At 61.2% G+C, this 23,405-nt stretch carries 22 protein-coding genes and 1 pseudogene; 16 read left to right on the forward strand and 7 right to left on the reverse strand.

The features are described 5' to 3' along the window. Positions 1 to 97: 97 nt before the first annotated feature. Positions 98 to 724: pseudogene (locus C7964_RS18460) on the forward strand (recombinase family protein); the annotation flags it as partial. A 61-nt stretch (positions 725 to 785) separates the two neighbouring features. Here C7964_RS18460 and C7964_RS18465 read toward each other — a convergent pair. Both C7964_RS18465 and C7964_RS18470 read right to left on the reverse strand, forming a co-directional pair. Next, positions 786 to 1,181: a PIN domain-containing protein gene (locus tag C7964_RS18465; RefSeq protein WP_110281057.1), complete on the reverse strand. Its 396-nt coding sequence runs from the start codon at positions 1,179 to 1,181 to the stop codon at positions 786 to 788. Further along, entirely contained in the window at positions 1,171 to 1,398 is a 228-nt protein-coding gene (locus C7964_RS18470) for an AbrB/MazE/SpoVT family DNA-binding domain-containing protein (RefSeq protein ID WP_055296342.1), read from the reverse strand. Before C7964_RS18470 ends, C7964_RS18465 begins: the two co-directional genes overlap by 11 nt. A gap of 236 nt (positions 1,399 to 1,634) precedes the next feature. On the opposite strand from C7964_RS18470, the gene repA reads away from it, so the two are divergent. The 3 genes from repA (at position 1,635) to repC (ending at position 5,233) form a co-directional block, all read left to right on the forward strand. After that, positions 1,635 to 2,822 (forward strand): plasmid partitioning protein RepA, encoded by a 1,188-nt coding sequence (gene repA / locus C7964_RS18475; protein ID WP_055296343.1) that lies wholly within the window; start codon positions 1,635 to 1,637, stop codon positions 2,820 to 2,822. Next, the gene (gene repB, locus C7964_RS18480) at positions 2,819 to 3,835 is read left to right on the forward strand and encodes a plasmid partitioning protein RepB (protein ID WP_110281058.1); all 1,017 of its coding nucleotides are present in this window, start codon (positions 2,819 to 2,821) and stop codon (positions 3,833 to 3,835) included. Before repA ends, repB begins: the two co-directional genes overlap by 4 nt. Positions 3,836 to 4,012: 177 nt before the next feature. Continuing rightward, entirely contained in the window at positions 4,013 to 5,233 is a 1,221-nt protein-coding gene (gene repC / locus C7964_RS18485; RefSeq protein WP_110281059.1) for a plasmid replication protein RepC, read from the forward strand. A gap of 135 nt (positions 5,234 to 5,368) precedes the next feature. Here repC and C7964_RS18490 read toward each other — a convergent pair whose 3' ends face one another. Continuing rightward, positions 5,369 to 6,571, reverse strand: a complete 1,203-nt coding sequence (locus C7964_RS18490; protein WP_110281060.1) for a Fic family protein — start codon at positions 6,569 to 6,571, stop codon at positions 5,369 to 5,371. A gap of 306 nt (positions 6,572 to 6,877) precedes the next feature. Here C7964_RS18490 and C7964_RS18495 point away from each other — a divergent pair, with 306 nt between their 5' ends. From C7964_RS18495 to C7964_RS18525, 7 genes are all read left to right on the forward strand, one after another. Then, on the forward strand, positions 6,878 to 7,348 hold the full coding sequence (locus tag C7964_RS18495) for a hypothetical protein (RefSeq protein WP_181417245.1): 471 nt from the start codon (positions 6,878 to 6,880) through the stop codon (positions 7,346 to 7,348). Positions 7,349 to 7,388: 40 nt separating this feature from the next. Then, positions 7,389 to 8,327 carry an ArdC family protein gene (locus C7964_RS18500; protein WP_110281062.1) on the forward strand — a complete coding sequence of 313 codons (939 nt, stop codon included), beginning with the start codon at positions 7,389 to 7,391 and terminating at the stop codon, positions 8,325 to 8,327. 23 nt (positions 8,328 to 8,350) lie between these two features. Further along, positions 8,351 to 8,560: a DUF6330 family protein gene (locus C7964_RS18505; protein WP_110281063.1), complete on the forward strand. Its 210-nt coding sequence runs from the start codon at positions 8,351 to 8,353 to the stop codon at positions 8,558 to 8,560. An 87-nt stretch (positions 8,561 to 8,647) separates the two neighbouring features. Next, positions 8,648 to 9,037: a DUF3768 domain-containing protein gene (locus C7964_RS18510; protein ID WP_110281064.1), complete on the forward strand. Its 390-nt coding sequence runs from the start codon at positions 8,648 to 8,650 to the stop codon at positions 9,035 to 9,037. A 152-nt stretch (positions 9,038 to 9,189) separates the two neighbouring features. Continuing rightward, entirely contained in the window at positions 9,190 to 11,172 is a 1,983-nt protein-coding gene (locus tag C7964_RS18515; RefSeq protein ID WP_110281065.1) for a ParB/RepB/Spo0J family partition protein, read from the forward strand. 73 nt (positions 11,173 to 11,245) lie between these two features. Further along, positions 11,246 to 11,839: a hypothetical protein gene (locus tag C7964_RS18520; protein ID WP_025042408.1), complete on the forward strand. Its 594-nt coding sequence runs from the start codon at positions 11,246 to 11,248 to the stop codon at positions 11,837 to 11,839. Continuing rightward, positions 11,839 to 12,495 carry a DUF6927 domain-containing protein gene (locus tag C7964_RS18525; protein WP_048535399.1) on the forward strand — a complete coding sequence of 219 codons (657 nt, stop codon included), beginning with the start codon at positions 11,839 to 11,841 and terminating at the stop codon, positions 12,493 to 12,495. The genes C7964_RS18520 and C7964_RS18525 overlap by 1 nt, the downstream gene beginning before the upstream one ends. Here the strand turns inward: C7964_RS18525 and C7964_RS18530 are convergent. Further along, positions 12,492 to 13,157: a hypothetical protein gene (locus C7964_RS18530; protein ID WP_074647077.1), complete on the reverse strand. Its 666-nt coding sequence runs from the start codon at positions 13,155 to 13,157 to the stop codon at positions 12,492 to 12,494. The two genes, C7964_RS18525 and C7964_RS18530, sit on opposite strands and share 4 nt — an antisense overlap. Before the next feature lie 254 nt (positions 13,158 to 13,411). Here C7964_RS18530 and C7964_RS18535 point away from each other — a divergent pair, with 254 nt between their 5' ends. From C7964_RS18535 to C7964_RS18555, 5 genes are all read left to right on the forward strand, one after another. Continuing rightward, positions 13,412 to 17,674 carry a strawberry notch family protein gene (locus C7964_RS18535; protein WP_110281066.1) on the forward strand — a complete coding sequence of 1,421 codons (4,263 nt, stop codon included), beginning with the start codon at positions 13,412 to 13,414 and terminating at the stop codon, positions 17,672 to 17,674. Between the two features lie 121 nt (positions 17,675 to 17,795). Continuing rightward, complete coding sequence (locus C7964_RS18540) at positions 17,796 to 18,182, forward strand: DUF6878 family protein (RefSeq protein WP_110281067.1); 387 nt, start codon at positions 17,796 to 17,798, stop codon at positions 18,180 to 18,182. Position 18,183: 1 nt separating this feature from the next. Beyond that, on the forward strand, positions 18,184 to 18,645 hold the full coding sequence (locus C7964_RS18545; RefSeq protein WP_110281068.1) for a DUF6915 family protein: 462 nt from the start codon (positions 18,184 to 18,186) through the stop codon (positions 18,643 to 18,645). A 100-nt stretch (positions 18,646 to 18,745) separates the two neighbouring features. Then, positions 18,746 to 19,048 carry a hypothetical protein gene (locus tag C7964_RS18550; RefSeq protein WP_055688052.1) on the forward strand — a complete coding sequence of 101 codons (303 nt, stop codon included), beginning with the start codon at positions 18,746 to 18,748 and terminating at the stop codon, positions 19,046 to 19,048. Positions 19,049 to 19,172: 124 nt separating this feature from the next. Next, the gene (locus C7964_RS18555; RefSeq protein ID WP_092839067.1) at positions 19,173 to 19,901 is read left to right on the forward strand and encodes a DUF736 family protein; all 729 of its coding nucleotides are present in this window, start codon (positions 19,173 to 19,175) and stop codon (positions 19,899 to 19,901) included. 315 nt (positions 19,902 to 20,216) lie between these two features. Here C7964_RS18555 and C7964_RS18560 read toward each other — a convergent pair whose 3' ends face one another. From C7964_RS18560 to merA, 3 genes are read right to left on the reverse strand one after another with little or no spacing between them, the layout of a single operon-like run. Then, entirely contained in the window at positions 20,217 to 20,543 is a 327-nt protein-coding gene (locus C7964_RS18560) for a YnfA family protein (RefSeq protein WP_040546036.1), read from the reverse strand. 55 nt (positions 20,544 to 20,598) lie between these two features. Then, positions 20,599 to 21,951, reverse strand: coding sequence for a dihydrolipoyl dehydrogenase family protein (locus C7964_RS18565; protein ID WP_110281069.1), 1,353 nt, complete (start codon positions 21,949 to 21,951; stop codon positions 20,599 to 20,601). A 22-nt stretch (positions 21,952 to 21,973) separates the two neighbouring features. Next, positions 21,974 to 23,404 (reverse strand): mercury(II) reductase, encoded by a 1,431-nt coding sequence (gene merA / locus C7964_RS18570; RefSeq protein WP_276155378.1) that lies wholly within the window; start codon positions 23,402 to 23,404, stop codon positions 21,974 to 21,976. Position 23,405: the final 1 nt, after the last annotated feature.

Genomic DNA, 23,405 nt, shown 5'->3' on the forward strand with positions numbered 1-23,405 from the left:
TTCGTTCCAGTGAATATCCCATGTCATTGTCCTAATCCGCCCACCTGAAAATTAGAGAAAAATAGAGCAGCGGACAACATCCCTGACACAGGGGGGCTCCCTGCAGGACCCCATCGACACCGCTTCCCCACAGGGCAAGTTCACATTGCAGGTTCTAGGCGCCGCGGCCGAGTTCGAGCGGGCGCTGATCCGCGAACGTACCAAGGCGGGGCTGGCAAGTGCCCGTACTAAGGGCCGGGTCGGCGGGAACCCGGGCCTACGCGCCCGCGATCCAGCGGCGCTACGCAAAGTGCGGCGCGCGCGGCAAGACGGCTACATGGAGAGGCTGAACGAGACGGCTCAGGACTGGGTGCCACATGTCCGACGACTTCGACCCGATATGGCCTGGGAAGATGTGCTTCGGATCATCAATGGCCCCCTGCCCTACGACCGCCACTGGACGCAAAGCCGCCTTCTGCGCGCAGTGAAAGCCTATGTGCGCGACGGGTTTCTGCCCAATGAAGTGCTTGGTCGCGCTGGACGACGCGAAACCGACGACCGCCTGCCCGCGATTGTCGCTGGCATCAAGGGCGCGGACCCTGACATCACGCTCCAGGCGATCTGTGACCGACTGGAATCCATGCGCGAACGCACCCCGCGCGGACGCGCCAGCTGGCGGCCGTCGTCCGTGAGGATGCTGCTGGAACGCGCGGAGAAGTTGGGCTTGCTGAAGTGCGAGCAATAAACACAACCTTGCAAATCTTCCAACTCATCGAACAATTGCAAGGTTGCAGCCCGTTTTCTGGTCAGGTGAATGGATTCACGACGCGTAACTGATCTTCAACCAGCAATCCGTCGTGCATATCTTCGCTCCACAAAGTCGTGCATCCAGCAATAAGGGCGGCCGACACAATCATCGCGTCATAGACCGAAAGCTGGTATTTTTCTGCCAAAGCTCGGCCCACCAAATGGGTTTGCACAGACAGGTCTTCGACTTCACACAAGGATTGGACCCCTGCGAGAAAAGCGCCGGTCTCCTCCCAACTGAGACCGGCTTTCCTCCGGCAATTGACCATCGCTTCGTTCAGGACCTGCACACTGATCCGCGGCCCTTGCCCCAGGATGTCTTCCGCCCGATCCGCCTTTGGGCCGTCGTCAAGAAGGTAAAGGACGACATTTGTATCCGCGAATTCAGCGCTCATGCGCAGCGTCGCGGCTCAGGCGTGCGTCCTTGGATAGCTTTCCGCGAAACCGCCTTAGCCCTTGCAGGACTTCATCGGCGCGAGGTTGGCGCTGGACGAGCAAGGTACCGTCGTCCTTTATCAGATCGATTTGGTCACCCTCTTTGAGGCCGAGTTCGCGCACAAGATCGGCAGGCAGCCGGACCGCGAGCGAATTCCCCCATTTTGCAACTTGCATGGTGTCGTTCCTCCAAGTGGATATACGAGCCTGTATGTATATCATCTTGCCGCAGTTGCCAAGATCAGCATGCGACGACGACGGCGAACGGGCTTGTGTTTCGACGGTGAGCTCACACAAGATGTGGAAAAAACTTGCGCGAATCCGACTCTTACGGCAATAGTCACGGAAACGAGGCAAAAAACGTCAATAACCGTGAACACGCCGAAGATGCGTAGCGCGGATCGAGAGGGCAGATGAACAAGACTTTCGTGCATCAGGACCTGAACGCGGTCATCCGCCAGCATTCCGAGTGGCTGGCCAACCAGTTGCATTCGCAACGCGAGAGCCTGTTTCCCCCTGACGCCACAAAGGAAATGCGCAAATTCACCTCCGGCGAGGCGGCAGCGCTTCTTGGTGTGAACGACTCATACCTGCGCAAAATCAACCTTGATGGCAAGGGCCCTTCGCCTGAACTGACGGCCGGCAATCGTCGCCTGTATTCCGCGCAGGACATTCAGGCCCTGCGTATCCTGCTGGAAAAGACCGCGCGCAAGCCTGGAGACTATATCCCCGGACGGCGTGATGGCGATCACCTGCAAGTCATCGGTGTGATGAACTTCAAGGGAGGCTCGGGCAAAACGACGACTTCGGCACACCTTGCACAACGGCTGGCCTTGCGCGGTTATCGCGTCCTGGGCATTGATCTTGATCCGCAGGCCTCATTCACGGCGTTACATGGCGTACAGCCCGAATTCGATCTGACAGATGGCGGCACGCTCTATGACGCGATCCGCTATGACGACCCAGAGCCGATCCGCGCTGTCATCCGCAAGACCTATATCCCGAACCTCGACCTGATCCCGGGCAATCTGGAACTGATGGAGTTCGAACACGAAACGCCGCGTGCTCTTTCACAAGGCAACGCAGGCCTGTTCTTTTTCCGCGTGAAAGAGGCGTTGGCGCAGGTTGACGGCGATTACGATGTTGTGGTCATCGACTGCCCGCCGCAACTGGGCTTTCTCACCATGTCCGCACTTTCGGCCGCCACCGGCGTGCTGGTCACAATTCATCCGGAAATGCTCGACGTGATGTCGATGTCGCAATTTCTGCGCATGACGGCTGATCTGATGGACGTGATCGCCGAAAGCGGTGCGGACATGTCCCACGACTGGATGCGCTATGCGCTGACACGCTATGAACCTCAGGATGCACCACAAAACCGGATCGTCGCCTTTCTGCGCACCATGTATGGCGATGCGGTGCTCAACTCGCCAATGCTCAAATCCACGGCGATCTCCGATGCAGGTCTGACAAAGCAAACCCTATACGAAGTCGAGCGGAGCGCCTTTACCCGCACGACCTACGATCGCGCCCTTGAAAGTCTGAACGCGCTGAACGACGAAGTCGCTGATCTTATTCAGAAAACGTGGGGGCGGTCATGACGAGTGGCAAGAAAAAACGGATGTCGATGCTCGACAATCTCGCGGCAGCCGGTGGCCCGGCCCCTGCCCCTCAGGCTGGCGCCGTAACCCCTATGATGACGTCCAACCGCGCCCTGCGCTCGGCCCGCGATGCGGTCGATTCACATAATGTCTGGGAACTCGATCCGGCCAGTATCGTCGACGACCGAATGGCCGACCGGCTTGATCCGGCGGATGTGCATGATCTGCGCGCCGCAATCGAGGCGAATGGTCAGACCGTACCAATTCTTGTGCGCCGGCACCCGTCAGAGACGGACCGCTATCTGCTCGTCTATGGTCGCCGTCGGCTCGAGGCGATCCGCCAGTCCGACAAGGTCGTCAAGGTGCGCGCACTTGTCGCCAATCTGGATGATGACAGCGCCCTGCGTGCGCAGATTTCCGAAAACATGGCGCGCCGCGATTTGTCCTTCATTGAAAAGGCGATTTTTGCGCAAGAACTCGTATCGTCGGGCTTTGGAAATCAATCACAGGTTGCAGAAATTCTGACCGTGACCAAATCCTCGGTGTCCATGGCCATCGCCATCGCCGATATGGTCGGTACAGACCTCATCCGCGCCATCGGTGCCGCACACGGCATTGGCCGACCCCGGTGGGAGGCCATGGGCCGTGCCATCGCGGACAACGACCTGGATCGGGGCAGCCTGATCCGCCTTGCTGAGGAAACCCATGGCAAGGCCGATGTGGCCATGGTGATTGATGCCGCACCTGCGACCGACGACCCCTCTGTGCAGGCGTTCGAGGCCGTGTCGAAGGTTGTCACAAGGTTAGTCAAACCGGCCAAGGCCCCCTCCCCTTCTGCTGCATCCAGTCAGCCGCTCAGGATTGGGGGCAAACGTGGCGGCACGCTCAAACGCACCGCCAAAGGGATCTCGATCGAGTTGCAGAATAGTAAGTTTGCCGACTGGGTAGAGTCTGAAGCCGATGATTTGATTGAAGAACTTCACGAACGCTGGAAGCAGCGTTCAGAAGACTGAGGAAGAGCAGAAACCAAAAACAGGAGGCACGAAAAAGCCAAAGAAAAGGTCCCGCAAAGCGACCGCCCTACGAGACCCTGACTTGTTCTTAGCACTCTCAAGTTAGTCTCGGACGCCGTTTTTCGCAAGTCTTAAGTGATTCGCGGACCGTGATTTCTTTGTCTTCGTGAATGTAAAATGGACTACACCCCCGTAACGCCTTTCAGGCGACCCATAAATGCTGCCATTCTACACTATCAGGCAGCGGCGCAACAGGACCTCCCGCCTTCCGGCGTCAACAAATGGGAAGCACTTCGCGAACTCGCCGCTGCCCGTATCGCCTTCGGCTTGTCCGACCGTGATTTGAGCGTGCTTCAGGCATTGGTCAGTTTCCATCAGGCCACGATCGTTGGCGGGAACCATAGTGAAACTGTCGTGCATCCGTCTAACAAGGCTATTTGTGAGCGCCTGAACGGCATGCCCTGCTCGACCATGCGGCGGCATCTGGCGAACCTGGTGCAAACCGGTTTCGTCGTGCGTCGCGACAGTCCCAATGGCAAGCGTTACGCGCGCCGATATGGCGACGAAAAGATCGCTTTCGGCTTCGATCTGGCCCCCCTCGCCCAACGCTTCGTCGAAGTGTGCGAAGCCGCAGAGGCTGTCCGTGCTGCGGAGGAGCGCTACAAGCGGCTTAGAACCACTGTAAGCCTCATGCGCCGTGATCTAGCGGGTCTAGTCGACTACGGCCGCTCTCTGCGCCCTGGCCGCGCCATTTGGGACCAGGCGTCCGACCTATGTGTCCTGACGGCGCGTGACCTTCGCCGCAAGCTCGACTTTGCAGAGTTGCAGCAGATGGAATCTGCGTTGTCCGAAGCCCTCAACGCCATTAGGGACCTGTTGGAACCAGTGCAATCACAAGATATGAGCACCAATGAAGTCACAAATGAGCAGCACTATCAGAATTCAAATAAAGACTCTTATGATTTTGAACCACGCTTAGAAAAAGCGCAGGGCGAGAGCAGCGCCTCCGATCCGGCGACAGCACTGGTTGCAGAGGGTAGTACTGATGAGCCTGTCTCGGTCGACAACAATCTGCCTAGGATACCCCTCGGTCTCGTTTTGGCCGCTTGCTCTGAATACCGAACTTATGCTGAACGACCTGTGCGCCACTGGCATGATCTAGTAAGGGTTGCCGATGTAATAAGACCTATGATGGGCGTCTCTCCTTCAGCGTGGGATGAAGCCAAACAGTACATGGGCCCGGAAGAGGCATCGGTGGTCATCTTGGCAATGTTGGAACGCTTCGGCGACATCCGGTCACCTGGTGGGTATTTGCGGTCGCTGTCTGCAAAGGCTGCGCTCGGTGAATTCTCCTGTGGTCCCATGATCATGGCCCTTATGAGAAAGGACGCTGCATGAAAAGTTCACAGCTGTGAACTGCGTCTTGTTTCGTCGCGCAGAAGACAGGTTCACAGCTGTGAACTCATTGCTTAGGGGGTCCGTCCACTTTTTCCCTGGGCGCGCTTTCCTGCGCAGAGCGCGGACTAACGAAGATCACACAGTCAGGTCACCGTCTCCAAAGAGGTTTGGAAAGAGCCGCTCTCGATAATCCAACGGAAACGCCAACCGAACCGGCGTCTTCGGCGAGGCGGACGTCATGTATCCGGCGGCGGTCAGTTTACTCAGCGTGTTGCGAGCAGTACGCTCGGACGTCTTGAGCACAATCTGCGCATCGCCTCGTTCCAGTGCCCCATGCCGAAGAACCGCCGAGATTAGTTCCGGCGCTCGCTTGTCATCGATGGTATCTGCAACAAGACGACGATACCGTTGGTCAAGTCCGCCGAGATCGAACAATCTTGCTGAGAAGGTGATCTGGTCGAGCGTCACCTTTAGGAACCATTCACTAAACGTCTTCAGTGCCGCTTCTGACAGGTTCCCCCGTCCGTCGCGGTCTCCGCGGCGTGGACTGTCGGCCAGATCCATCATCCGTTTGTACTCGCCCCGATCGGTTAGCCCGCGGGCCAGCCCACGTGATACGGACCAGAGCCCTTGGCCACCAATCCCCGCTGTGAGGGCCATGGCATGAGACATCAGTCTGCTGACACGGCCGTTACCATCCGGGAAAGGGTGGATGTAGTTGAGCCGGTGATGCGCAGAGGCGATCGCGATGATCCGTCCGCTCGAAGACCGCGCCGCAATCTGAAATCGTTTGTCGAAATGGTCCATGAATGCCGCGACGCGCGACGATGAAGGAGGTAGGTGGCGCCCGACCGCAACTTCCCGATCATCATCCTGGCGCATGCGTCCCGGAACGATGGGCTCTTGTGTGCCGTCGGGATGTTCGATGACCCGAAACTCATCCGGCATCTCGTCGTAGAAGCTCTTATGGACCCAAGTCAGGAATTCGACGGATGTGGGGCGGGGCAGGGTGCCCTTGCGATGCATCTCGTCGATGGCCCGTTGAACGATGACGTGCGCCCGGGCCTCAAGGGCGAGGGGACGGGTTTCTTCCTCAAGCTCGGCGCCAGCCAGCGCCCTTTCGATGTCGCGGGGGCGCGTGTTGTGTCCTTCGATCAGGTTGGAGTAGTAGCAGTTCATCACACGGACGAGATCGGCAAGTTCGGCTGCGCTGTCAGGATGCAACCCTTGTCCCAGCCCGGTGGCTTCCCTCTGGATGTCGACCGAAAGGTCTGCCAGTTCTGTGGGAATATGCTCCTCGAAGAAGCAGGGTTCGATCCTGGCGGGTGTTTCCAGCATTTTTGCCGATCTTCCATGTTTGCAAAGTAATTGAAAAATAAACACATTTCGTACTTTCAAGCAAGGTTTTGCCGATATGCGTTGCCGATCTTGCCTGCCGATCTTGCCTGCCGATCTGGAATTGCTGCATGAAATCAATGGCTTCGGCAGATGTGCCGGGCTTTTCAGTTTTGTTGTGTGCCCAAAGGGCTTGGAAAAAGAGAAAGTGTTCTTCGGGTTTTGTGACTGACGGATGAGGGCCTTTGGGGTCCCTCAGATGGGTCCGGGCCGGATTCCGGTCTGTCTTTCCTGATGAAGGGCATTCCGATGCAAACAGGTGTCTTGCGCGTGTTACGCGCGACCGCTGCCTCGTGGTGGCGACACAAGGAACTACGCCGAACCGGCCAGACGGGGCAGGCACAGCGGCTCGAACGCCAGACCGTCCTGCGTGATCTCGGCTATCTCAGGCAGGCGGCGACGCTGCCGAATGCCCATGTGATCTGCGGAGAGGGCGGGACATTCCTCCATCTCGGTTGGACCACCGTGTCGACCTTCGCGCCGATCGAGTGCTTTCCCTTGGCCACTCTTGCGGTCGCACGAGGGACGCCCTTCATCGATATCCGACCCGTCACCGATGTCATCGTCTTCGCGAACCTGCCGCGGGTGACACGGGACGGATCGGCCGACCCCGAACCTTGGGGTCCCGGCAGGTCCGTGTCGCTGACCACCTACATCGACATGGTCGAAGCCCTCGGTGCCAGGATCGCCAACGATCCGCGGCTCTGTCAGTCAATCTGATCCCCATTCCCTCTCACCAACACTCGAAAGGACGCCAACCATGGCACGATCCCGCACGCCCAAATTCGATGCCTCCGAGGTCATCACAAACGAAATCATCCGTATCATCGAGCGCGGCGTCCTGCCGTGGCGCAAGCCCTGGACCGCAGGAGGCAGCTCTCGCCCCCTGCGCGTGGGCGGGGAACCCTACCAGGGAGTGAACAACTTCCTGCTGACGATGCGGACCGTGATGGCGGGCCACAGCTCTCCCTTCTGGATGACATTGCCGCAAGCCAATGCATTGGATGCAAAGGTCCGCAAGGGCGAGAAGTCCTCTGTCGTCGTTTATTACGGTCAAAGCCGGAGTGACGCCGGCGATGAGCATGATCACAGCGACGGGGATGATCACTCCGAGGAAGCTCGTATATTCCGCTTCCAGAAATCCTACCGTGTGTTCAATGCCTGCCAGATCGAGGGCTTGCCCGACAGCTTCCATCCGGACCCCGAGCCAGCGCCTGAACATCCGCAGTCCGAGCCCATCCCGCACATGCAGGCGTTTTTCGATGCTATCGACATCACGACCGTCTTCACGGGCACGGAGGCGTACTATTTGCCGCCCGTGGACAAGGTTTACATGCCATCCATCACGCGGTTCCAGGACCCGCGCAATTTCTACGGGGTCTGGGCCCATGAGCTGGCCCATGCCACGAAGTCCCCCCATCGACTGAACCGTGATTTCGGGTTCTCGAAGTTCGGCAACACGTCCTATGCGCGCGAGGAGATCGTCGCGGAACTGACCTCGGTGTTTCTGGGGCAGACGCTCGGCTTCACGGCGCATACGCTCGAGATGAATGCCGCCTACCTCCACAACTGGTTGCGCGTTCTTCGGTCGGACAAGGGTGCGATCTTCAAGCACGCCGCGGACGCGCAGCGCGCCTGTGATTATCTGATCGCCAGATCGGAGGTGGGCAGGGCAGGTCGCAGTGCCGAGGCCGCCTGACCGCACGGAGAACGGAGACACCCATGTCACGTAAGGAACCCAAAACGCTGCGGGTGGCCTGCTTCAACGACGGCCGCCGCAAGATCATCACCTTCAAGCGCGGTGCCTATTGGTCGAGCCAGTCCGAGGGCGCCTATCCGCTCTCGGCAGCGCTCGAGAGCATCAAAGAACAAGGCGGCTGGATCGAAACCATCCCCAACCCGAATTACAGACCCAAGGGGCTGCTCGGGTAGGGCGCCTTCGGCCTCGATTCATCCGCCGCACGGAAAAGAGAAAGCAGGCTTTGGGAAGGGTGTTTCAACTTCTCAAAGGAGATCCCGATGTCCATGAATGTTCAACCCCAGCCAGACCGTCCGGATCCGACCGTGATCGCGGTGCAGAACGACGCGTTTCGCAAGCTCGCGTGCCTTGGAGTGCCGCCTGCGCAGCCCATCCAAGGCCGCATGCATGTCACCCGCGCGCTTATGGAGGCCGGTGACGGCTTCATGGCCGAGGCGGTGAAGGCGACCGGTGAGTTCGATACATTCGAGCCTGAGAATGACCCGGAAGGCTGGCACGATTTCGGGGTGGTCGAGATCCGGGGAGAGACCGTGTTCTGGAAGATCGATCTCTATGAAGCAGATTCGGATTTCCGCTACGGGGCTGAGACCCCGGACAATCCCGCCACCACCATGCGCGTGCTGACCATCATGCTGGCGCGCGACTGGTAGGGCAGGGGATACCCCCCGCTGAAACCCCAGGCGATGAAGGCCCACTAACCCTCAAAGGGAGAGTGGGCCTTTTGTCGTGGTGATCCCTGAAGCCGGGGATTGGTCACGCGCAAGCGCGCGGGCCGCATCTCACCCACCTGGAAGGATATCCCATGACCACAAGCTTTGCCCCTCTCAACGTCGCCATCGGCGATCTGGTCCCGCATCCAGCCAATGTGCGCAGCAACGCGCCGGAAACCTATGATCCTGAGAACATCGCCCATCTGAAGGCCAGTATTGCTATTCTGGGCCTGCTCCAGCCTCTCCTGGTCCAGAAGCTTGACGGCAAATACGCTGTCCTCGCCGGTGGCCGGCGCCATGCCGCGCTGAAGGAGCTGATCGCCGACAAGGCCACCAAGGGGTTCACTGCGAAAACCAAGGTGGACTGCCGCCTCGTACCGGACGAGTGCGATGTCACCACGGCGTTGTCGCTCGCCGAGAACATCACCCAGGCGCCGATGAACGCAATCGACGAGTTCGAGGCCTTCGCCCGGATGATGGAGGTCGACGGCCAGACGCCCGAGACGATCGCAAAGACCTTCGGCACCACGGTGGCGGCCGTGAAAGGCCGGTTGCGCTATGGCCTTATCCACCCCGACATCCGCGCCGCGGCCCGGGGCAAGGTGATCACGCTCGACACGATGAAAGCCTTCGCCGAGCACCCGAGCCAGGAGGCGCAGCGCGAGGTCTTCGAGGCGCTCACAAAAGACGGCGGCTATCTGCAGGCCTACACGGTCCGTCAGGCGCTCAAATCACGCGGTGTGCAGGTCAGCGATGATATCGGGGCTTTCGTGCGCGCGGACTACGAGGCCCGCGGCGGCGCCGTCGCGGCTGACCTTCTGGAAGAGCATTCCGTGCTGGAGGATGCAGCGCTGGTCGAAACCATCCTGCTCGAGAAGCTCGGTGCCGCCGCCGAAGAGGCCCGCATAGAGCTGGGCTTTGCCTGGGCCGATGCGATGGTCCGCTATGATTACGCGACCATGGCCGACTACGGCCGCGTTTATCCCGGCCCGATCGAGCCTGATGAGGCTGCCCAGAAGCGCATCGATGAGATCACCGCCGAGCTTGAGAAATTGCAGCTCGAGATGGAAGATGAGGAGCTCGAGGACGGTGCCTACAACGCGCTTTACGAGCGCGTGGACGCCTTGGAAGAGGAAGCCCGCGACCTGCAGGAGGCCTACAGCGCCGAGGACCTCGCGCGGTCTGGGGTAATCGCGTCCTGGTCGGGCGGGCAGGTGACCCTTCATGTTGGCCTCGTCCGCCCGGAAGACACCGTCAAAAAGGAGGGCGCGCGCGGCTCCTCGGCTAGCCCGACCGGGGAGGAGGCCCCAGACGCCGGCGAAATCACCTATCCGGCCTCGCTGGCCGAGGATCTCAAGACCGAGCGAGCCATGGCCCTTGGCGCCGCAATGGTGCTGAATCCGGAGGCCACGCTCGATCTGACGCTCTTCAAGCTGGTCAGTGACGTTCTGGCCAGCGGCATGAGTGTCACGCAGGCGATCAAGATCGATGCCCGCAAGGAATACCGCAGCCATGCCAAGATGGACGAGATCGACGAGACCTCGCTCGAGCAGGTGGCGGCGGCGCATGATGCGCTTGATCTCTCCTGGCTCGATGACACCCGCGCGCCCGCCGATCAGTTCGCGGCGTTTCGCGCGCTGGAGGCCGGCGAGAAGGCCAAGCTCGTGGCCTATGCCACGGCCAGCACCACGCAGTCCTGCTTCGCGCGGGACCGCCAGCGCGACAGCCTGATGCATGCGTTCGAGATCGAGATCATGCCCGACATCCGCGCCCACTGGACGCCGAATGCGGCGCTCTTCAACCGCTTCAAGAAGGCTTGGCTCCTGAAGATCCTCGGCGAGGATCTGGGATTGGCCCAGGAGGCGGTGACGCTGGCCTCGTCGAGCAAGAAAGAGATCGTCGCCTTCTGCGACAAGCTCTTCGCCGAGCCCTTCGCCACGCTCACGGACGCGCAGCGCGCTGCCGTGGTCGCCTGGTGCCCGCCGATGATGCAGACGGCCGGTGTCGCCTGTGATGAGGCGGAGCCCATCGAGGAATCTCCGGAGCCTGACAGCGAGGTCGCGCAAGCGGCCTGAGTCCTCACGCGACCCGCGCGAGGCATTCCCCGCGCGGGTCGACCCCTCCCACACCCAACGGAAAGACATCCCCATGGCTATTCTCAAGTTCTCTGCCTCCGCTGTTGCGGCGCAAATCGCGCATGCGCGCGCCTGCAAGACCTTCCTGCCCAACTGGAACGGGCCCGTGGACAGGCCCGCCCTGATCCTCATCGTCGGCAATGGTGTGCATCTGCGCTCGAACGGCATCGATGGCACGACCACCCGTATCGTTACCACCGAGCAGGCCGATCCTTCCTTCGCCTTCGCCGACGGCATGAACCCGTTTCGGGACACCGACTGGATGGCGCAGCGCCGCATGGCGTTTCGTGATCTGACCGGCCAGTTCTACACCGACATCCTGGATGACGTGCAGGTGCTCATCGACCGGGGGCGAGGGGCCATCCGGCTCGCCACCGATGGCCACAGCATCCGCGTCTTCGTGCGCCGGGCCTCGGATTATCTCATCGGCGGAACCTACGAAGTGCCCTCGGGCCTCGGCGGCACCTTCCGGGTTATCCTCAAGGATGCCTGCGATACCTTCGCGATCGTGCAGAACTGCGGCAATTGCGAGGATTTCGACGCCATGCAGCCCTACCGCGTGCCGCTCGATGCGCTGATGGAAATCGATGACCGGAGGGCGGCGTGATGGGTTGGCTCTTCTATACCGATCGCCGCGTCCAGACCTACGCGGATGAGAAAGCGGAGATTGCCCGGCTCTGCACCTTCGAGAGCGACAGGCGCAAGACGGAACTGGTCAAAGCCTGCAAGGTGGGTTCGACTTGGTACGCGGCGGCAAAGGTCACAAGTATCGATGGCTCGCCGGTCGAGGACACGACCTATTTGACCGATGCGGATGGCTCGATCACGTTCGGGGCTGTCTTCCTCACCCGATACGATGACGGCTGCTGGGGCTACAAGGATATGGAGGAAAGCGCTGGCCCGAACGAGTCGCGTGCCCCCCTTGGGTTGATCGAGCGCCTCTCCGACCTGAAAGACGAAGGCAGCTACGCCCAGGACTGGCGTCAGCGCTGCCGGGATTGGGCGTCGATCCCGGACTACGAGGAAGGCGACAAGATCAGGCTCGCGGCCCCTGTGACGCTCACCGATGGCAGCACCTGCCAGATTGTCACCGCGACGTACTACAAGCGGGGGCGGCAAAAACGCCGCTGCTACCGCATCGAGGAAACCGGTGGGCTCGTACGCCTGTCGAAGGCCTCGCTTGCGGGCTCAGAGCTGCTCAGCTCCGCAAAGGGCGCGGCCAGTCCTGTGCTGGCGGAATTCCTAGCGGGGCGGGACGCTTAGGGGCGCACTGCGAGTAGTGCGCGCACCGTCTCGATTTCCAGCACCCAGTTGCTGGTCGTTTCGTTGCGCCATCTTATGCAGCGGATGATCCGATCAAAATCATCCTGAAGGGCGCGCGGAAAAACAGGCTCATGGTGTGCGATTCTGTTGCGGAGCCTCCTCACGGCTTCAATGTCAGACCTTAATTCAGATCGGCGCTGGCTGGCAGCGACACCACGAGGCGCGTCCGGAAACACTGCGTAGAAATGATCGTCCCACAGTCTGCCTTGGTGCCTGTTTGTCAGCATCTTCTCCCAAAACACGAACTTCAGTTCGGCGACGACCTTTCCGGCAGTGGGTTGCTGTGCTGCGCAACCTTCGAGGTCTCGTTTGGGGCTGTATGCCGGACCGCGCGGGTTCGGTAACGAACGGATGAAGCCTTGTGTCCAAGGCCATGTTCCTCCATGGACAGCTTCGATTGCTTCCACGATCGCGTTTCGCAGCGCAACTTCCAAAACATGGAGTGGAACCATGAACGCGGCTGATACTTGAAGATTCCAGTGGTATAGGTGGAGAGCTCGCGTCCTATCATTGCCGGTTTCGCGCAGATAGGTCGCAAACCTAGGTGCGGATAGGACGTTCGGAAGGTGGTGTTCTTCATCAGCCGTGAACGGTGGATACATTGACAGTAAAGACTTTCGGTGCCATATAGAGCGTGAGCTTTGAGATTGCGGGCACTATGCCTCCCCTCATTGCACAAAGAAAGCAAAAGCCCGTCGCATTGCGGCGGGTTTTTCAGTTTTCTAATCCAACTCCGAAAAACCGTTTGATTGGCCGGCCGTAGATTGGATGCCTCTTGGTCTGAGCTCATCATCCCGAAAAGCGAAAGAGGGCTTTTTGTCTTTGGAACTCAGACCCTGATCCAAAGGAAACCCCCATGTCCAAGCCCCGCTCAACGCTCCCCAATCCTGTTGAATTCGACGCTAACCTCGCCTCTGCACTGGCACAGATCTGCGCGGAGATCGCCCACCAACCCCTGCGCAGCTCAGCGCTGGCGCGCATCATGCGCGAGACGTTTCATGGCAGTGATGCCGGGGGCGCCTGGGACTGGCGCATAGCCTATGACATGATGCAGGCTGCGGCCATCCAGGTGCTGCTGGGTGGGGACGGCGCGGCAGGTGACATCGCCGCTGCAAAGCTCCTTGCCTCACGGCTGCTGACGGAAACGCGCCGGTCGGAACAGCAGATCCGGTTGCAGCAGTTTTCCACGCCGTTGCCTTTCGCGGCAATGGTCGTGCGGGCCGCAGCGATCCGCAAGGGCGAGACCGTGTTGGAGCCCTCGGCAGGCACAGGTGCTCTGGCCGCTTTCGCCGCCCGGGCCGGTGCCACACTTCTGCTCAACGAGATCGACCCCTCTCGCCAGGGCCTATTGCGCGCTGTCTTCGGTGGCGAGGTGACGGGCCATGACGGCGAGCATATCGATGATTTGCTGCAGACACCGGTTCTGCCAGGCGTCGTGGTGATGAACCCGCCCTTCGCGTCTTCGGTCGACCGCTCGCGAGACAAGCACATCGCCGCTAAGCATCTCATCGCGACTGCCAAGCGCCTGGCACCCGGCGGGCGGCTGGTGGCGATCATGCCGCCGGGATTCACGCCCGAACGCGATGCCGCGCATTGGTCCCGCGCCTGCGGTCTCCTGACGCCGCGACTGGCGCTGACGATGCCTGGGCCGGTCTACCGCAAGCTCGGCACCTCGGTGGAAACCCAGCTCATGGTCTTCGACAAGGTGCAGGAGGACGGCAAGATGATCCGCGCCACGGTTCAGGATCTGGAGGAAGCCCTTCCTTTTGTCGATGCCGTGGCCGCAAACCGGCCTGAGACGCGCCCCGCCCAACCGGCGGCGATAAACCCTCATGCGCGCTCGGTCGGTCCACTACTTGTCACGCGCAAGCGCCCAATTGCCAGTGTTGCGGCGTCCAACGCTCAGACCAACGCCGCCATACCGCTCACTTTCACGAGCTTCGATGCCCCTCGCGACAACACGCCCGTCTCGGATATCTATGCGCGTTACCGCCCGCAGCGGATCGAGATCGCGGGAGCGCAAGAACATCCCACGCCGCTTGTTGAGAGCATCGCCATGGCGTCTGTCGCGCCGCCGATGCCTTCGCTTGCGGCCAGCGCAGAATTGCGTCTGCCCGCCAAGCTCATCGAGGAGGGACATCTCTCCGAGGCGCAGCTCGAGACCATCATCATGGCGCATGATGCCCATGGGCGTGATCTGCCCGGTCGGTTTACCATCGATGACGACCAGACCAAGCTGACGCGCGCCGATGATGACCCTAATGCACGGACCTATCGCCTCGGCTATTTCCTTGGCGACGGCACCGGTTGCGGCAAGGGCCGCGAATGCGCGGGGCTCATTCTCGTGAACTGGCTTTCCGGGCGCAGGAAGGCGATCTGGGTCTCCAAATCCGCCACGCTTATCGAGGACGCGATCCGCGACTGGACCGATCTCGGCGGCTCGCCAGCCGACATCCAGCCGCTCTCAAAATGGAAGCCGGACCAGCCCGTCCCTATGGGTGACGGTATCCTCTTCGTCACCTACGCCACGCTGCGGTCCGCGGGCAAATGCCGTACCACGCGACTGAGCCAGGTTCTCGACTGGATGGGTGAAGACTTTGAAGGCGTCCTCGCTTTTGATGAGGCCCATGCCATGCAGAACGCGGCAGGGTCCGAGCAGGGCAGGGGGGTCAAACCCTCTCAGCAGGGCCTTGCTGGCCTGCGGCTGCAACTGGCAGCACCCCGCGCCCGCGTCTTCTACATCTCGGCCACGGGTGCCACGAGCGTGCACAATCTTGCCTATGCCGCGCGGCTGGGGCTCTGGGGGCAGGGCCCCGAATACCCCTTCCCAAGCCGCGAGAGCTTCGTTTCTGCGATGGAAGCCGGCGGCGTGGCTGCCATGGAGGTGGTCGCGCGCGATCTCAAGACGCTCGGGCTCTACACGGCGCGTGCCCTCAGTTTTGATGGGGTGGAGTATGACGTGCTCGAACACGCGCTGACCCCGGCCCAGATCGAGATCTACGACGCATACGCGGGTGCTTTTCGGATGATCCACCACAATCTCGAAGCGGCGCTGACTGCGACCGGCGTCAACGACGCCTCGGGGGAAACTAATGCGTCGGCCGCACGCGCCTCGGCCAAGTCCCGCTTCGAGAGCACGAAGCAGCGCTTCTTCAACCATCTCCTGATGGGCATGAAGGCTCCAAGCATCATCCGCGCGATCGAGGAAGATCTGGCAGCGGGCAAGGCTTGCGTCATCCAGGTGGTCTCGACGGGTGAGAGCCTTCTAAAACGCCGACTTGAGACAATGGACCCGGAGGACGAGCTGGTCGAGGGTGCCTTGACGCCGCGCGACTACGTCTTGGGCTACCTCGAACAGGCTTTCCCGATCCATGCCCAGAAACTCGTCGAGATCGACGGCAATATGGTGGCGGAACCCTTGCGGGATGAGACCGGGGCGCTCGTTGTCTCGCGCGAGGCGCTCGCTTTGCGTGACGCGGCCATGATGGAATTGATGACGCTGGCGCCGATCCCCTCGGCGCTCGATCAGATCCTCTGGGCATTTGGCGATGAGGCCGTGGCAGAAGTCACGGGGCGGTTCATCCGGCCACTCAAGGCCGAGGACGGCCATCTCTTCATAGAAAAGCGCAGCGCCAGCAGCAATTCGTCCGAGACCCAAGCCTTCATGGACGGCGAAAAGGATATCCTGATCTTCTCCGACGCGGGCGGTACGGGCCGGTCCTATCACGCGGCGCAAACGGCGAAGAACCAGAAACGGCGGCGGCACTACCTGCTGGAGCCCGGCTGGCGCGCCGATGCGGCCATCCAGGGGCTGGGCCGTACGCATCGCTCGGCCCAGGTAAGCGCGCCCTTCTTCCGGGTCTGCACCTCAGATGTGCATGGCGAAAAGCGTTTCACCTCGACTATAGCCAAGCGCCTCGACCAGCTAGGGGCCTTGACCAAGGGTCAGCGCGAGACCGGCTCGCAAGGCATGTTCCGCGAGGAGGACAATCTCGAAAGCCCGATCGCACGGGCGGCTCTGCGTGGGTATTTCGCCGATCTTGCCGCCGGGCGCGCTGAGGCGATGAGCTACGAGAGCTTCACCGACTGGACGGCCCTGCGGCTGATCGACAAGGATGGGGTGCTCCTTGAGGAGCTTCCCCCGATCCAGCGGTTTCTCAACCGGGTGCTTGCCCTGCCCATCCACATGCAGAACGCACTCTTTGCCGAGTTCATGCGCCGGATTGCTGATCAGACGGAACGTGCGCGCGCGGCGGGCACGCTCGATCTCGGTGTGGAAACCCTGCGCGGCGAAAAGATCGAACAGGTCTCCACAGAGGATCTCTGGACCTGCCCGAAATCCGGCGCCGTGACGCGGATCATCGGGCTGGAGGTGACCGACCCGGTCCACGTCCTTGGGGCCGAAGAGGCCATGTCGCGCAATCCCGACAAGCTGCCGATGGTCAACCGAGCGTCTGGCCGCGCGGCGCTCATCTCGGCGCGGCCCATGCAGATGTATGACGAGGATATCGTCACGCTCATGCGCAAGGCGGTGAGGCCAAACGGGTCCGGCTACCTCGAGGAGACGCGGTTCGAGTCCTCGGCCTGGGAAGACATCGGAAGGCCCGAGTTTGCAAGGCTTTGGGATGCCGAGGCAGCGTCCCTGCCAAAAACCACCACGACCAAGCTCTACCTGCTGACCGGGCTGCTGCTGCCCATTTGGAAGGACATTCCGACCACCAATGAGCGCATCTACCGGGTCACGCCCGACGGGGCGACGGCCATGATCGGGCGGACGCTGAGTGAGGAAGGGGCGGCCGCGCTGCGCGCCCGCTTCCTCGTCTCCAATCCGCAAACGCCACAGGAGATGTTGACCGCCGCCCTCGGCACCACCGCACCTGTCGATCTGGGTCGGGGTCTGACCCTGACCCGTCGCCGGGTCGCAGGCGAGATGCGTCTCGAGCTGGGCGGTGCGGATCGGGGCATGATTGAAGGTCTCAAGGCCATGGGGTGTTTCACGGAGATCATCGCCTTCCAGTTGCGGGTGTTCCTGCCGCATGGGGATGGGATCGACACGAGGGGAATTCTGGCTCGGATCGTGGGGCAGGAAGCCGCTATGACGTCAGAACAAGCCGCCTGAAAAGTCAAAGCGGGCTTTCGATCGGGCGTCGCGGATCGGGGTTTGCCCGGTCTGCGCTTTCCGGGCGCGCGCTGACCAATGCCTCGCCCGGCCCCCCAAATTCAGACAAGAGGACAGACCCATGACCAATCCCCAGATCGATTATGCCGCAATGGCGGCTCAGTGGCGCGCGGAGCGTGAAACCACCTTGAAGGCGTCCAGAGCGGAGCTGCTCGCGCAACTACGTGTGCTTGGCATCAGCGAGGTCACTGCCGAATACGAAGGCTATGGCGACTCCGGCAATGTCGAGGATGTGACGGTGCAGCCTGCGGACGTCAAACTACCGGAGCCGCTTTCCACCGAGGTCGGCGATTTCGCCTGGTCGTTCGCCTATCACCATCACCCGGGGTTCGAGAACAACGAGGGCGGCTATGGCACGCTGACCTGGGACTTGCGCAACGACAGCATCACGCTCGATCACGCGGATCGCTACGTCGATTGCTCGCACAGCTATGACGAGGGGCTGTGAGATGGCGCATCCGCTTCATCATGCTGAAAGCTCTGCCCGGAAATTCGGCGGGGTGCCGTCTGACTATCAGGCTGTGCACGATTGGTTTGACGCCTCGAAAGAGCACCTCGCGCTCTTCACGCACCGAGCCATGCGCCACCATGCCCAAGGCCTGTTCGAGGCCGAACGTGTCTTCGGCTTGACCCTGACCAATAGCGCAGGTCGGGACATTCCCGTACGCTGGATCGGCGAGCAGCATATCCGGGAAGACTGCCAGGGCCGCATCCCGAGCATGGCGGACTGGCTGCGGCGGATCCAGCCCGAGCCATGGATGGCCAATGGCCATATCGAGCAGTATGTCGGAGGGAAGCCTTGCGGCGATCCAAGGGCGGCCTGGGTGTCCGAGGTTGCGGCCGGAAGAACGGTTCTCGGCCTGAAGGATTGGATGGCGGCGCGCGCGACGCAAGCCACGCAAGGTGCCTGACAGAACCCGGCCTTTTGCCAAATGAATGGCGCACGGAAGCCCGGTTGGACGACCGGGCTTCTTGCATTGTTTCCCCACCATTCTTTTTGAGGAGGATCGTATGACACGCGATGAAATCAAGGCCGCCGTCGATGCCGGCCAGACCGTGCACTGGGCCAATACCGGCTACGTTGTCCACAAGGACCGGCTCGGGCAGTACCTCATCACCTATCTGCCGAACGGCAGCTGCATCGGCCTGACCGACCGGGAAGGGCAACGGTTGAACGGCAAAGAGGCGGAGTTTTTCATCGCGCGCTCGGAGGACAGCGTTGAAAATCCGGGCAGCCAATCAAGACCAGACGGGCAGGGGAGGGGCGTAGCACCCGGAGGCGCGGGGGCATTCCCACTTGGACGGCAGCTCTGACCCATGGGCGGGGCTGAAAGGAAAGCGAGCTTTCTGGTTTGTGATCCCAGGAGGGGTCGAAAAAGCAATCCCGGATGCGCTGGCAAGGACGTCAGGCACCGGCCAATCCAAAAGGAAACATCCCATGTTCGCAGGAACCCTCACCCGCAATGTCGAGACCGCAGCCGCTCAGTACACCGGCATGATCCACTCGACGCGCTTTGACATCGCCATCCAGCTTGAAACCCGCCCGAAAATGTCTGCGCGCAGCCCGGATTTTGACGTGACGGCGGTGAACAAATCAGGCCGCAAGGTGCGCATCGGCACGGCCTGGAACGAGACTGGCAACACCAGCGGCAACCCCTACATCTCGATGCAGATCGATGTCGGCTTGGGCCCGTTCCGGGTCAACGCGGTGCAGACGAAAGAGGCGCGTGCGGCCCAGAGCGGCGAGTTTGAGATCATCCCGCTGGTCTCGAACGGCCTGATGAAATCCGGCTCGATCTCGGGCGAGCTGACTGCCATGGACGCCGACAACGCCTTCACGGGCTACATCGCCAACATGATGTTCGATCTGGAGTTCATGCTGATCGAGAACAGCTACAAATCCGAGGAGACCCACCCCGACTACCGGATCGAGGTCAGCTCGCCCCGGGGCACACCGATCCGCGTCGGTTCGGCCTGGATGGCCAAAAGCAGCCGCACCGGCAATGACTACCTGTCGCTGCTGATCAACACGCCCGATGGCGACCTGCGCGTCAACGCCGTGCAGAACGAAGAACAGCGCGGCGGGCAGACCTTCTCGATCATCCCGTTCATCGACAGCGGTGAGCAGCCGCAGGACGCGGGCGCGGGGCTGTCACTGGTCGCCTAATCGGCGCGCGAGGGGGAGACGACCTGAACCGAAAGGGGAGCCGTGGGACCACGGTTCCCCTTTTGCTGTGCTGGTGTGGTTGAATGAACCCGGCCTACATTGCAGACGTTCGTCTCGCCGGCAGCTAATGCAACCGAAGAGCCCACTTTGACCGATGCTGCGTAAAGGATGTATCGCTGCTTTTGAGGGCGGTAGAAAATCTGCTTGATCGCAGCCGCGATGCGGAAGGAAAGCAGCGCCGAGTTGTCGGAACGCGTGAACCAAAAGGCGATCTAATCGAAAGATTCAGTACTTCACCCCGTCTGCGGCTGCCTCTCAAATACTGCGCGGTGCCCAGAGAATAATACCCGCACCGACAAGGCAAATGACGGCTCCAACAACATCCCATTGATCCGGGCGATGCCCTTCCACACCCCATAGCCACAGCAGGGACGATACGATGTAAACGCCACCGTAGACTGCATAGGCGCGGCCCGCTTGATCGGCGGGGCTGAGCGCCAGTAGCCAGGCGAAAGCGGCAAGGGACAGCATGCCCGGTGCCAACCAAAACACGCTCTTGTCCAGCCGGAACCACGCCCAGAAAGCAAAGCATCCGGCAATTTCGGCCAGCGCAGCGGCGAAGTAGATAAGAACCGTCTTCATCGGGCCAGACATATGTTCCGAGGAGAATCGGGTCTATTGCGAAAAATTTTCAAATTCAAAGGAGCGACCCCAAATCCGATCCAACACTTGGATAGGCCGCCGTCATCGACTTAAGCTGCTTGGCCGCCAGGCCCAGCTTGATTGCCAGCCCGAAGAAATTGATCAGTTCGCCGTATTCCGGGCCGAACAGGTGCGCGCCGAGGATCTTGCCGTTCGACCTGTCCACGAGGATCTTCGCGGCGGCGGAGGTCTCGCCGATCCTGTAGTTCGAGTACCAACCGCTCGTGTCGGTGAACCGGACATCTACGTCATGCCCGGCGTCCCTTGCCTCACTTTCCAACATGCCGACACGCGCCACTTCCGGAACGGTGAAGACGGCTGTCGGAATACCGGCATAGTCCGGTACGGTCTGCGCGTCCTTGAGCATGTTGGAGGCTGCGACCTTCCCTTCGATCACCGCGACCGGCGTCAGCGGCATACCATCGGTGTCGGCGGAATCTCCGGCGGCATAGACCGCGCTGCTTGTCGTGCTTTGCAGATGGGGGGCTACAACGATGCCCTTGTCGCTGTAGTCAACACCGGCCGCCTCAAGATTCAGATCGGCCAGGGCTGCAACCCGGCCCGCGCCATGCACGACCAGATCGGTTTCGATTGTTCGGGTTTCATCGCCTGACTTCACTTCAACACTTAATGCTCCGCTGGCTTCCGAGACCGACACGATTTCGGTCTCGCGCATCAGGTCCACGCCGATACCGGCGCCGCGCTCGATCAGCATTTCGACCAGATCGGGATCGAAGCCGCGTAAGGGCCGGGCGCCACGATCCACGATGATCGGGTTGGCTCCGGCCCGTGCGGCGATATGCGCAAACTCGAAGGACACGAAGCCGCCGCCGATAAAAAGAACCCGTTTGGGAAGGGCCTCCAGGTTGAGGAAATCCGTGCTGTCGGTCACGAGATCGGCCCCTGTGAAGCTCAGCGGCCTGGGCATGGCACCGGCGGCCACGAGGAACCGTTCCGACTGATATGCCGTTCCATCGACCTCCAGCGTGTTGTCTCCCGTGAAGCGGGCAGCTCCATGCAGGGTTTCGACGCCGTTGCCCGACAGGCCCTTTTCCATCTTGTCCGGCACGGGATCGGTGAAGCCACGCTTGTGTGCCATCAGATCGGCCCAGTTGATCGACAGATCACCGGGATCGATCCCCTTGCCCTGCATGAGCCGTGCCGCGTCCATGATTTCCGCACCGCGCCGCAGGATTTTCTTTGGATCGCAGCCGCGCAATGCGCAGGTGCCGCCGTAGGGCAGCGCATCGACAATGGCCACACGCCATCCTGCTGCGCCACACTTGTTCGCCGCGGCCACGCCTGCCATGCCAGCCCCGATGACGATCAGGTCGTAGTCTTCGCTCATTCTCCGGTCCTTGTCCTGATCTTCATCCGGCGCAGCAGCTCAACTTTGCCACGTCCATATCGAAGGTTTGCGCCGCCAGCTTCAACCCTTCTACCGTTGTCAGATAGGGGAAGACCGTCTCGCCAAGTGCCTTGGTGGTCATGCCGAACTTCAGCGCCATAACGAGGGTCTGGATCGTATCGGACCCCTCGGGCGCGATGATCTGGCCACCAAGCAGCCGGTCGGACTTTCTGTCCGCCACCAGCTTGATCAATCCGCGCGTGTCGCGTGCGGCCAGCGCGCGCGGCACCTGATCGAGCGGCACGATGGACGTCTTTACGTCGAAGCCCGCGTCCCGAGCCTGGGCTTCACCGAGACCGACGCCCGCGACTTGAGGGTCGGAAAACACCACCCAGGGCATCGCGGCGTTGTCGTAGCGATGGTCTTCGCCGAGAACCGCGTTTTTGGCGGCGAGCTTTGCACCGTAGGCCGCCATATAGACAAACTGGTCACGGTCGGTCACATCGCCCGCCGCATAGATGCCTCGCACCGATGTCTGCATGTCCTCGCCGACGACGATGGACCCACGCGCGTCTGTTTCAACGCCGATTGCGTCCAGGCCCATATCTTCGGTATTGGCCCGCCTGCCAGCGGTCGAAACGAGGTGATCCGCTGTCACTTCGACAGGCTTTCCGTTCTCGATCACGCGTAGCGTCACGCCTGCGTCGTCGCGGCGCACAGTGTCGTAGCTTAACCCGGTCAGAAGGGTGATGCCTTCGGCCTCGAACGCCGCCGCCAATGCCTCCGAGACCTCTGGTTCCGCGCCGGGCAACAGATGCGAACGGGCGACAAGCGTGACCTTCACGCCCATGCGGCTCATCATCTGGGCCAGTTCCGCGCCGATGTAACCCGCGCCGATGAAGATCAGGCTTTTCGGCAGTACTTCGAGCTCCAGAAGACTGGTGCTGTCGAGCGCGCCGATTTCCTCGATGCCGTCGATGGTCGGCAGGACGGGACGCCCGCCCGTGGCGATGATGGTCCTCGGTGCTTTCAGGGTTCGCTCACCGACTGTCACGCCACCTTCGATCAGCCGCGCGGGACCGGCGTCGATGTAATCGACACCCTCATATTCCGGCAGAAGGTTCGCGTATTTCTTCTGGCGCAGGGTCTCGACCAGATCGTCCTTGGACTGAACGAGCGTCTGCCAGTCATCGACTTGCGCGTGGCCTGATAGACCGGGGAACCGTTTGGCAGCTCCCGCACCGTGCACGGCCTCTGCCGCGCGGATCATCGCCTTGGACGGCACGCATCCCACGTTGACGCAGGTTCCGCCGATGGTGCCATGTCCCACGAGAGCGACGCGCTTTCCGGCATCCGCGCCGGTAATTGCGGCGGAGAACCCCGCCGATCCCGCCCCGAGGACGATCAGGTCATAGCCGCCCTGTCCATCGTCGTTTTTGTTCAGGTCTTTCATC

Source organism: Loktanella sp. PT4BL, assembly GCF_003201935.1.
Taxonomy (GTDB): domain Bacteria; phylum Pseudomonadota; class Alphaproteobacteria; order Rhodobacterales; family Rhodobacteraceae; genus Yoonia.

Coding starts and splice junctions, on each gene's coding strand:
- C7964_RS18465 (WP_110281057.1), bottom strand. CDS start 1,181: ATGAGCGCTGAATTCGCGGATACAAATGTCGTCCTTTACCTTCTTGAC.
- C7964_RS18470 (WP_055296342.1), bottom strand. CDS start 1,398: ATGCAAGTTGCAAAATGGGGGAATTCGCTCGCGGTCCGGCTGCCTGCC.
- repA (WP_055296343.1), top strand. CDS start 1,635: ATGAACAAGACTTTCGTGCATCAGGACCTGAACGCGGTCATCCGCCAG.
- repB (WP_110281058.1), top strand. CDS start 2,819: ATGACGAGTGGCAAGAAAAAACGGATGTCGATGCTCGACAATCTCGCG.
- repC (WP_110281059.1), top strand. CDS start 4,013: ATGGACTACACCCCCGTAACGCCTTTCAGGCGACCCATAAATGCTGCC.
- C7964_RS18490 (WP_110281060.1), bottom strand. CDS start 6,571: ATGCTGGAAACACCCGCCAGGATCGAACCCTGCTTCTTCGAGGAGCAT.
- C7964_RS18495 (WP_181417245.1), top strand. CDS start 6,878: ATGCAAACAGGTGTCTTGCGCGTGTTACGCGCGACCGCTGCCTCGTGG.
- C7964_RS18500 (WP_110281062.1), top strand. CDS start 7,389: ATGGCACGATCCCGCACGCCCAAATTCGATGCCTCCGAGGTCATCACA.
- C7964_RS18505 (WP_110281063.1), top strand. CDS start 8,351: ATGTCACGTAAGGAACCCAAAACGCTGCGGGTGGCCTGCTTCAACGAC.
- C7964_RS18510 (WP_110281064.1), top strand. CDS start 8,648: ATGTCCATGAATGTTCAACCCCAGCCAGACCGTCCGGATCCGACCGTG.
- C7964_RS18515 (WP_110281065.1), top strand. CDS start 9,190: ATGACCACAAGCTTTGCCCCTCTCAACGTCGCCATCGGCGATCTGGTC.
- C7964_RS18520 (WP_025042408.1), top strand. CDS start 11,246: ATGGCTATTCTCAAGTTCTCTGCCTCCGCTGTTGCGGCGCAAATCGCG.
- C7964_RS18525 (WP_048535399.1), top strand. CDS start 11,839: ATGGGTTGGCTCTTCTATACCGATCGCCGCGTCCAGACCTACGCGGAT.
- C7964_RS18530 (WP_074647077.1), bottom strand. CDS start 13,157: ATGTATCCACCGTTCACGGCTGATGAAGAACACCACCTTCCGAACGTC.
- C7964_RS18535 (WP_110281066.1), top strand. CDS start 13,412: ATGTCCAAGCCCCGCTCAACGCTCCCCAATCCTGTTGAATTCGACGCT.
- C7964_RS18540 (WP_110281067.1), top strand. CDS start 17,796: ATGACCAATCCCCAGATCGATTATGCCGCAATGGCGGCTCAGTGGCGC.
- C7964_RS18545 (WP_110281068.1), top strand. CDS start 18,184: ATGGCGCATCCGCTTCATCATGCTGAAAGCTCTGCCCGGAAATTCGGC.
- C7964_RS18550 (WP_055688052.1), top strand. CDS start 18,746: ATGACACGCGATGAAATCAAGGCCGCCGTCGATGCCGGCCAGACCGTG.
- C7964_RS18555 (WP_092839067.1), top strand. CDS start 19,173: ATGTTCGCAGGAACCCTCACCCGCAATGTCGAGACCGCAGCCGCTCAG.
- C7964_RS18560 (WP_040546036.1), bottom strand. CDS start 20,543: ATGAAGACGGTTCTTATCTACTTCGCCGCTGCGCTGGCCGAAATTGCC.
- C7964_RS18565 (WP_110281069.1), bottom strand. CDS start 21,951: ATGAGCGAAGACTACGACCTGATCGTCATCGGGGCTGGCATGGCAGGC.
- merA (WP_276155378.1), bottom strand. CDS start 23,404: ATGAAAGACCTGAACAAAAACGACGATGGACAGGGCGGCTATGACCTG.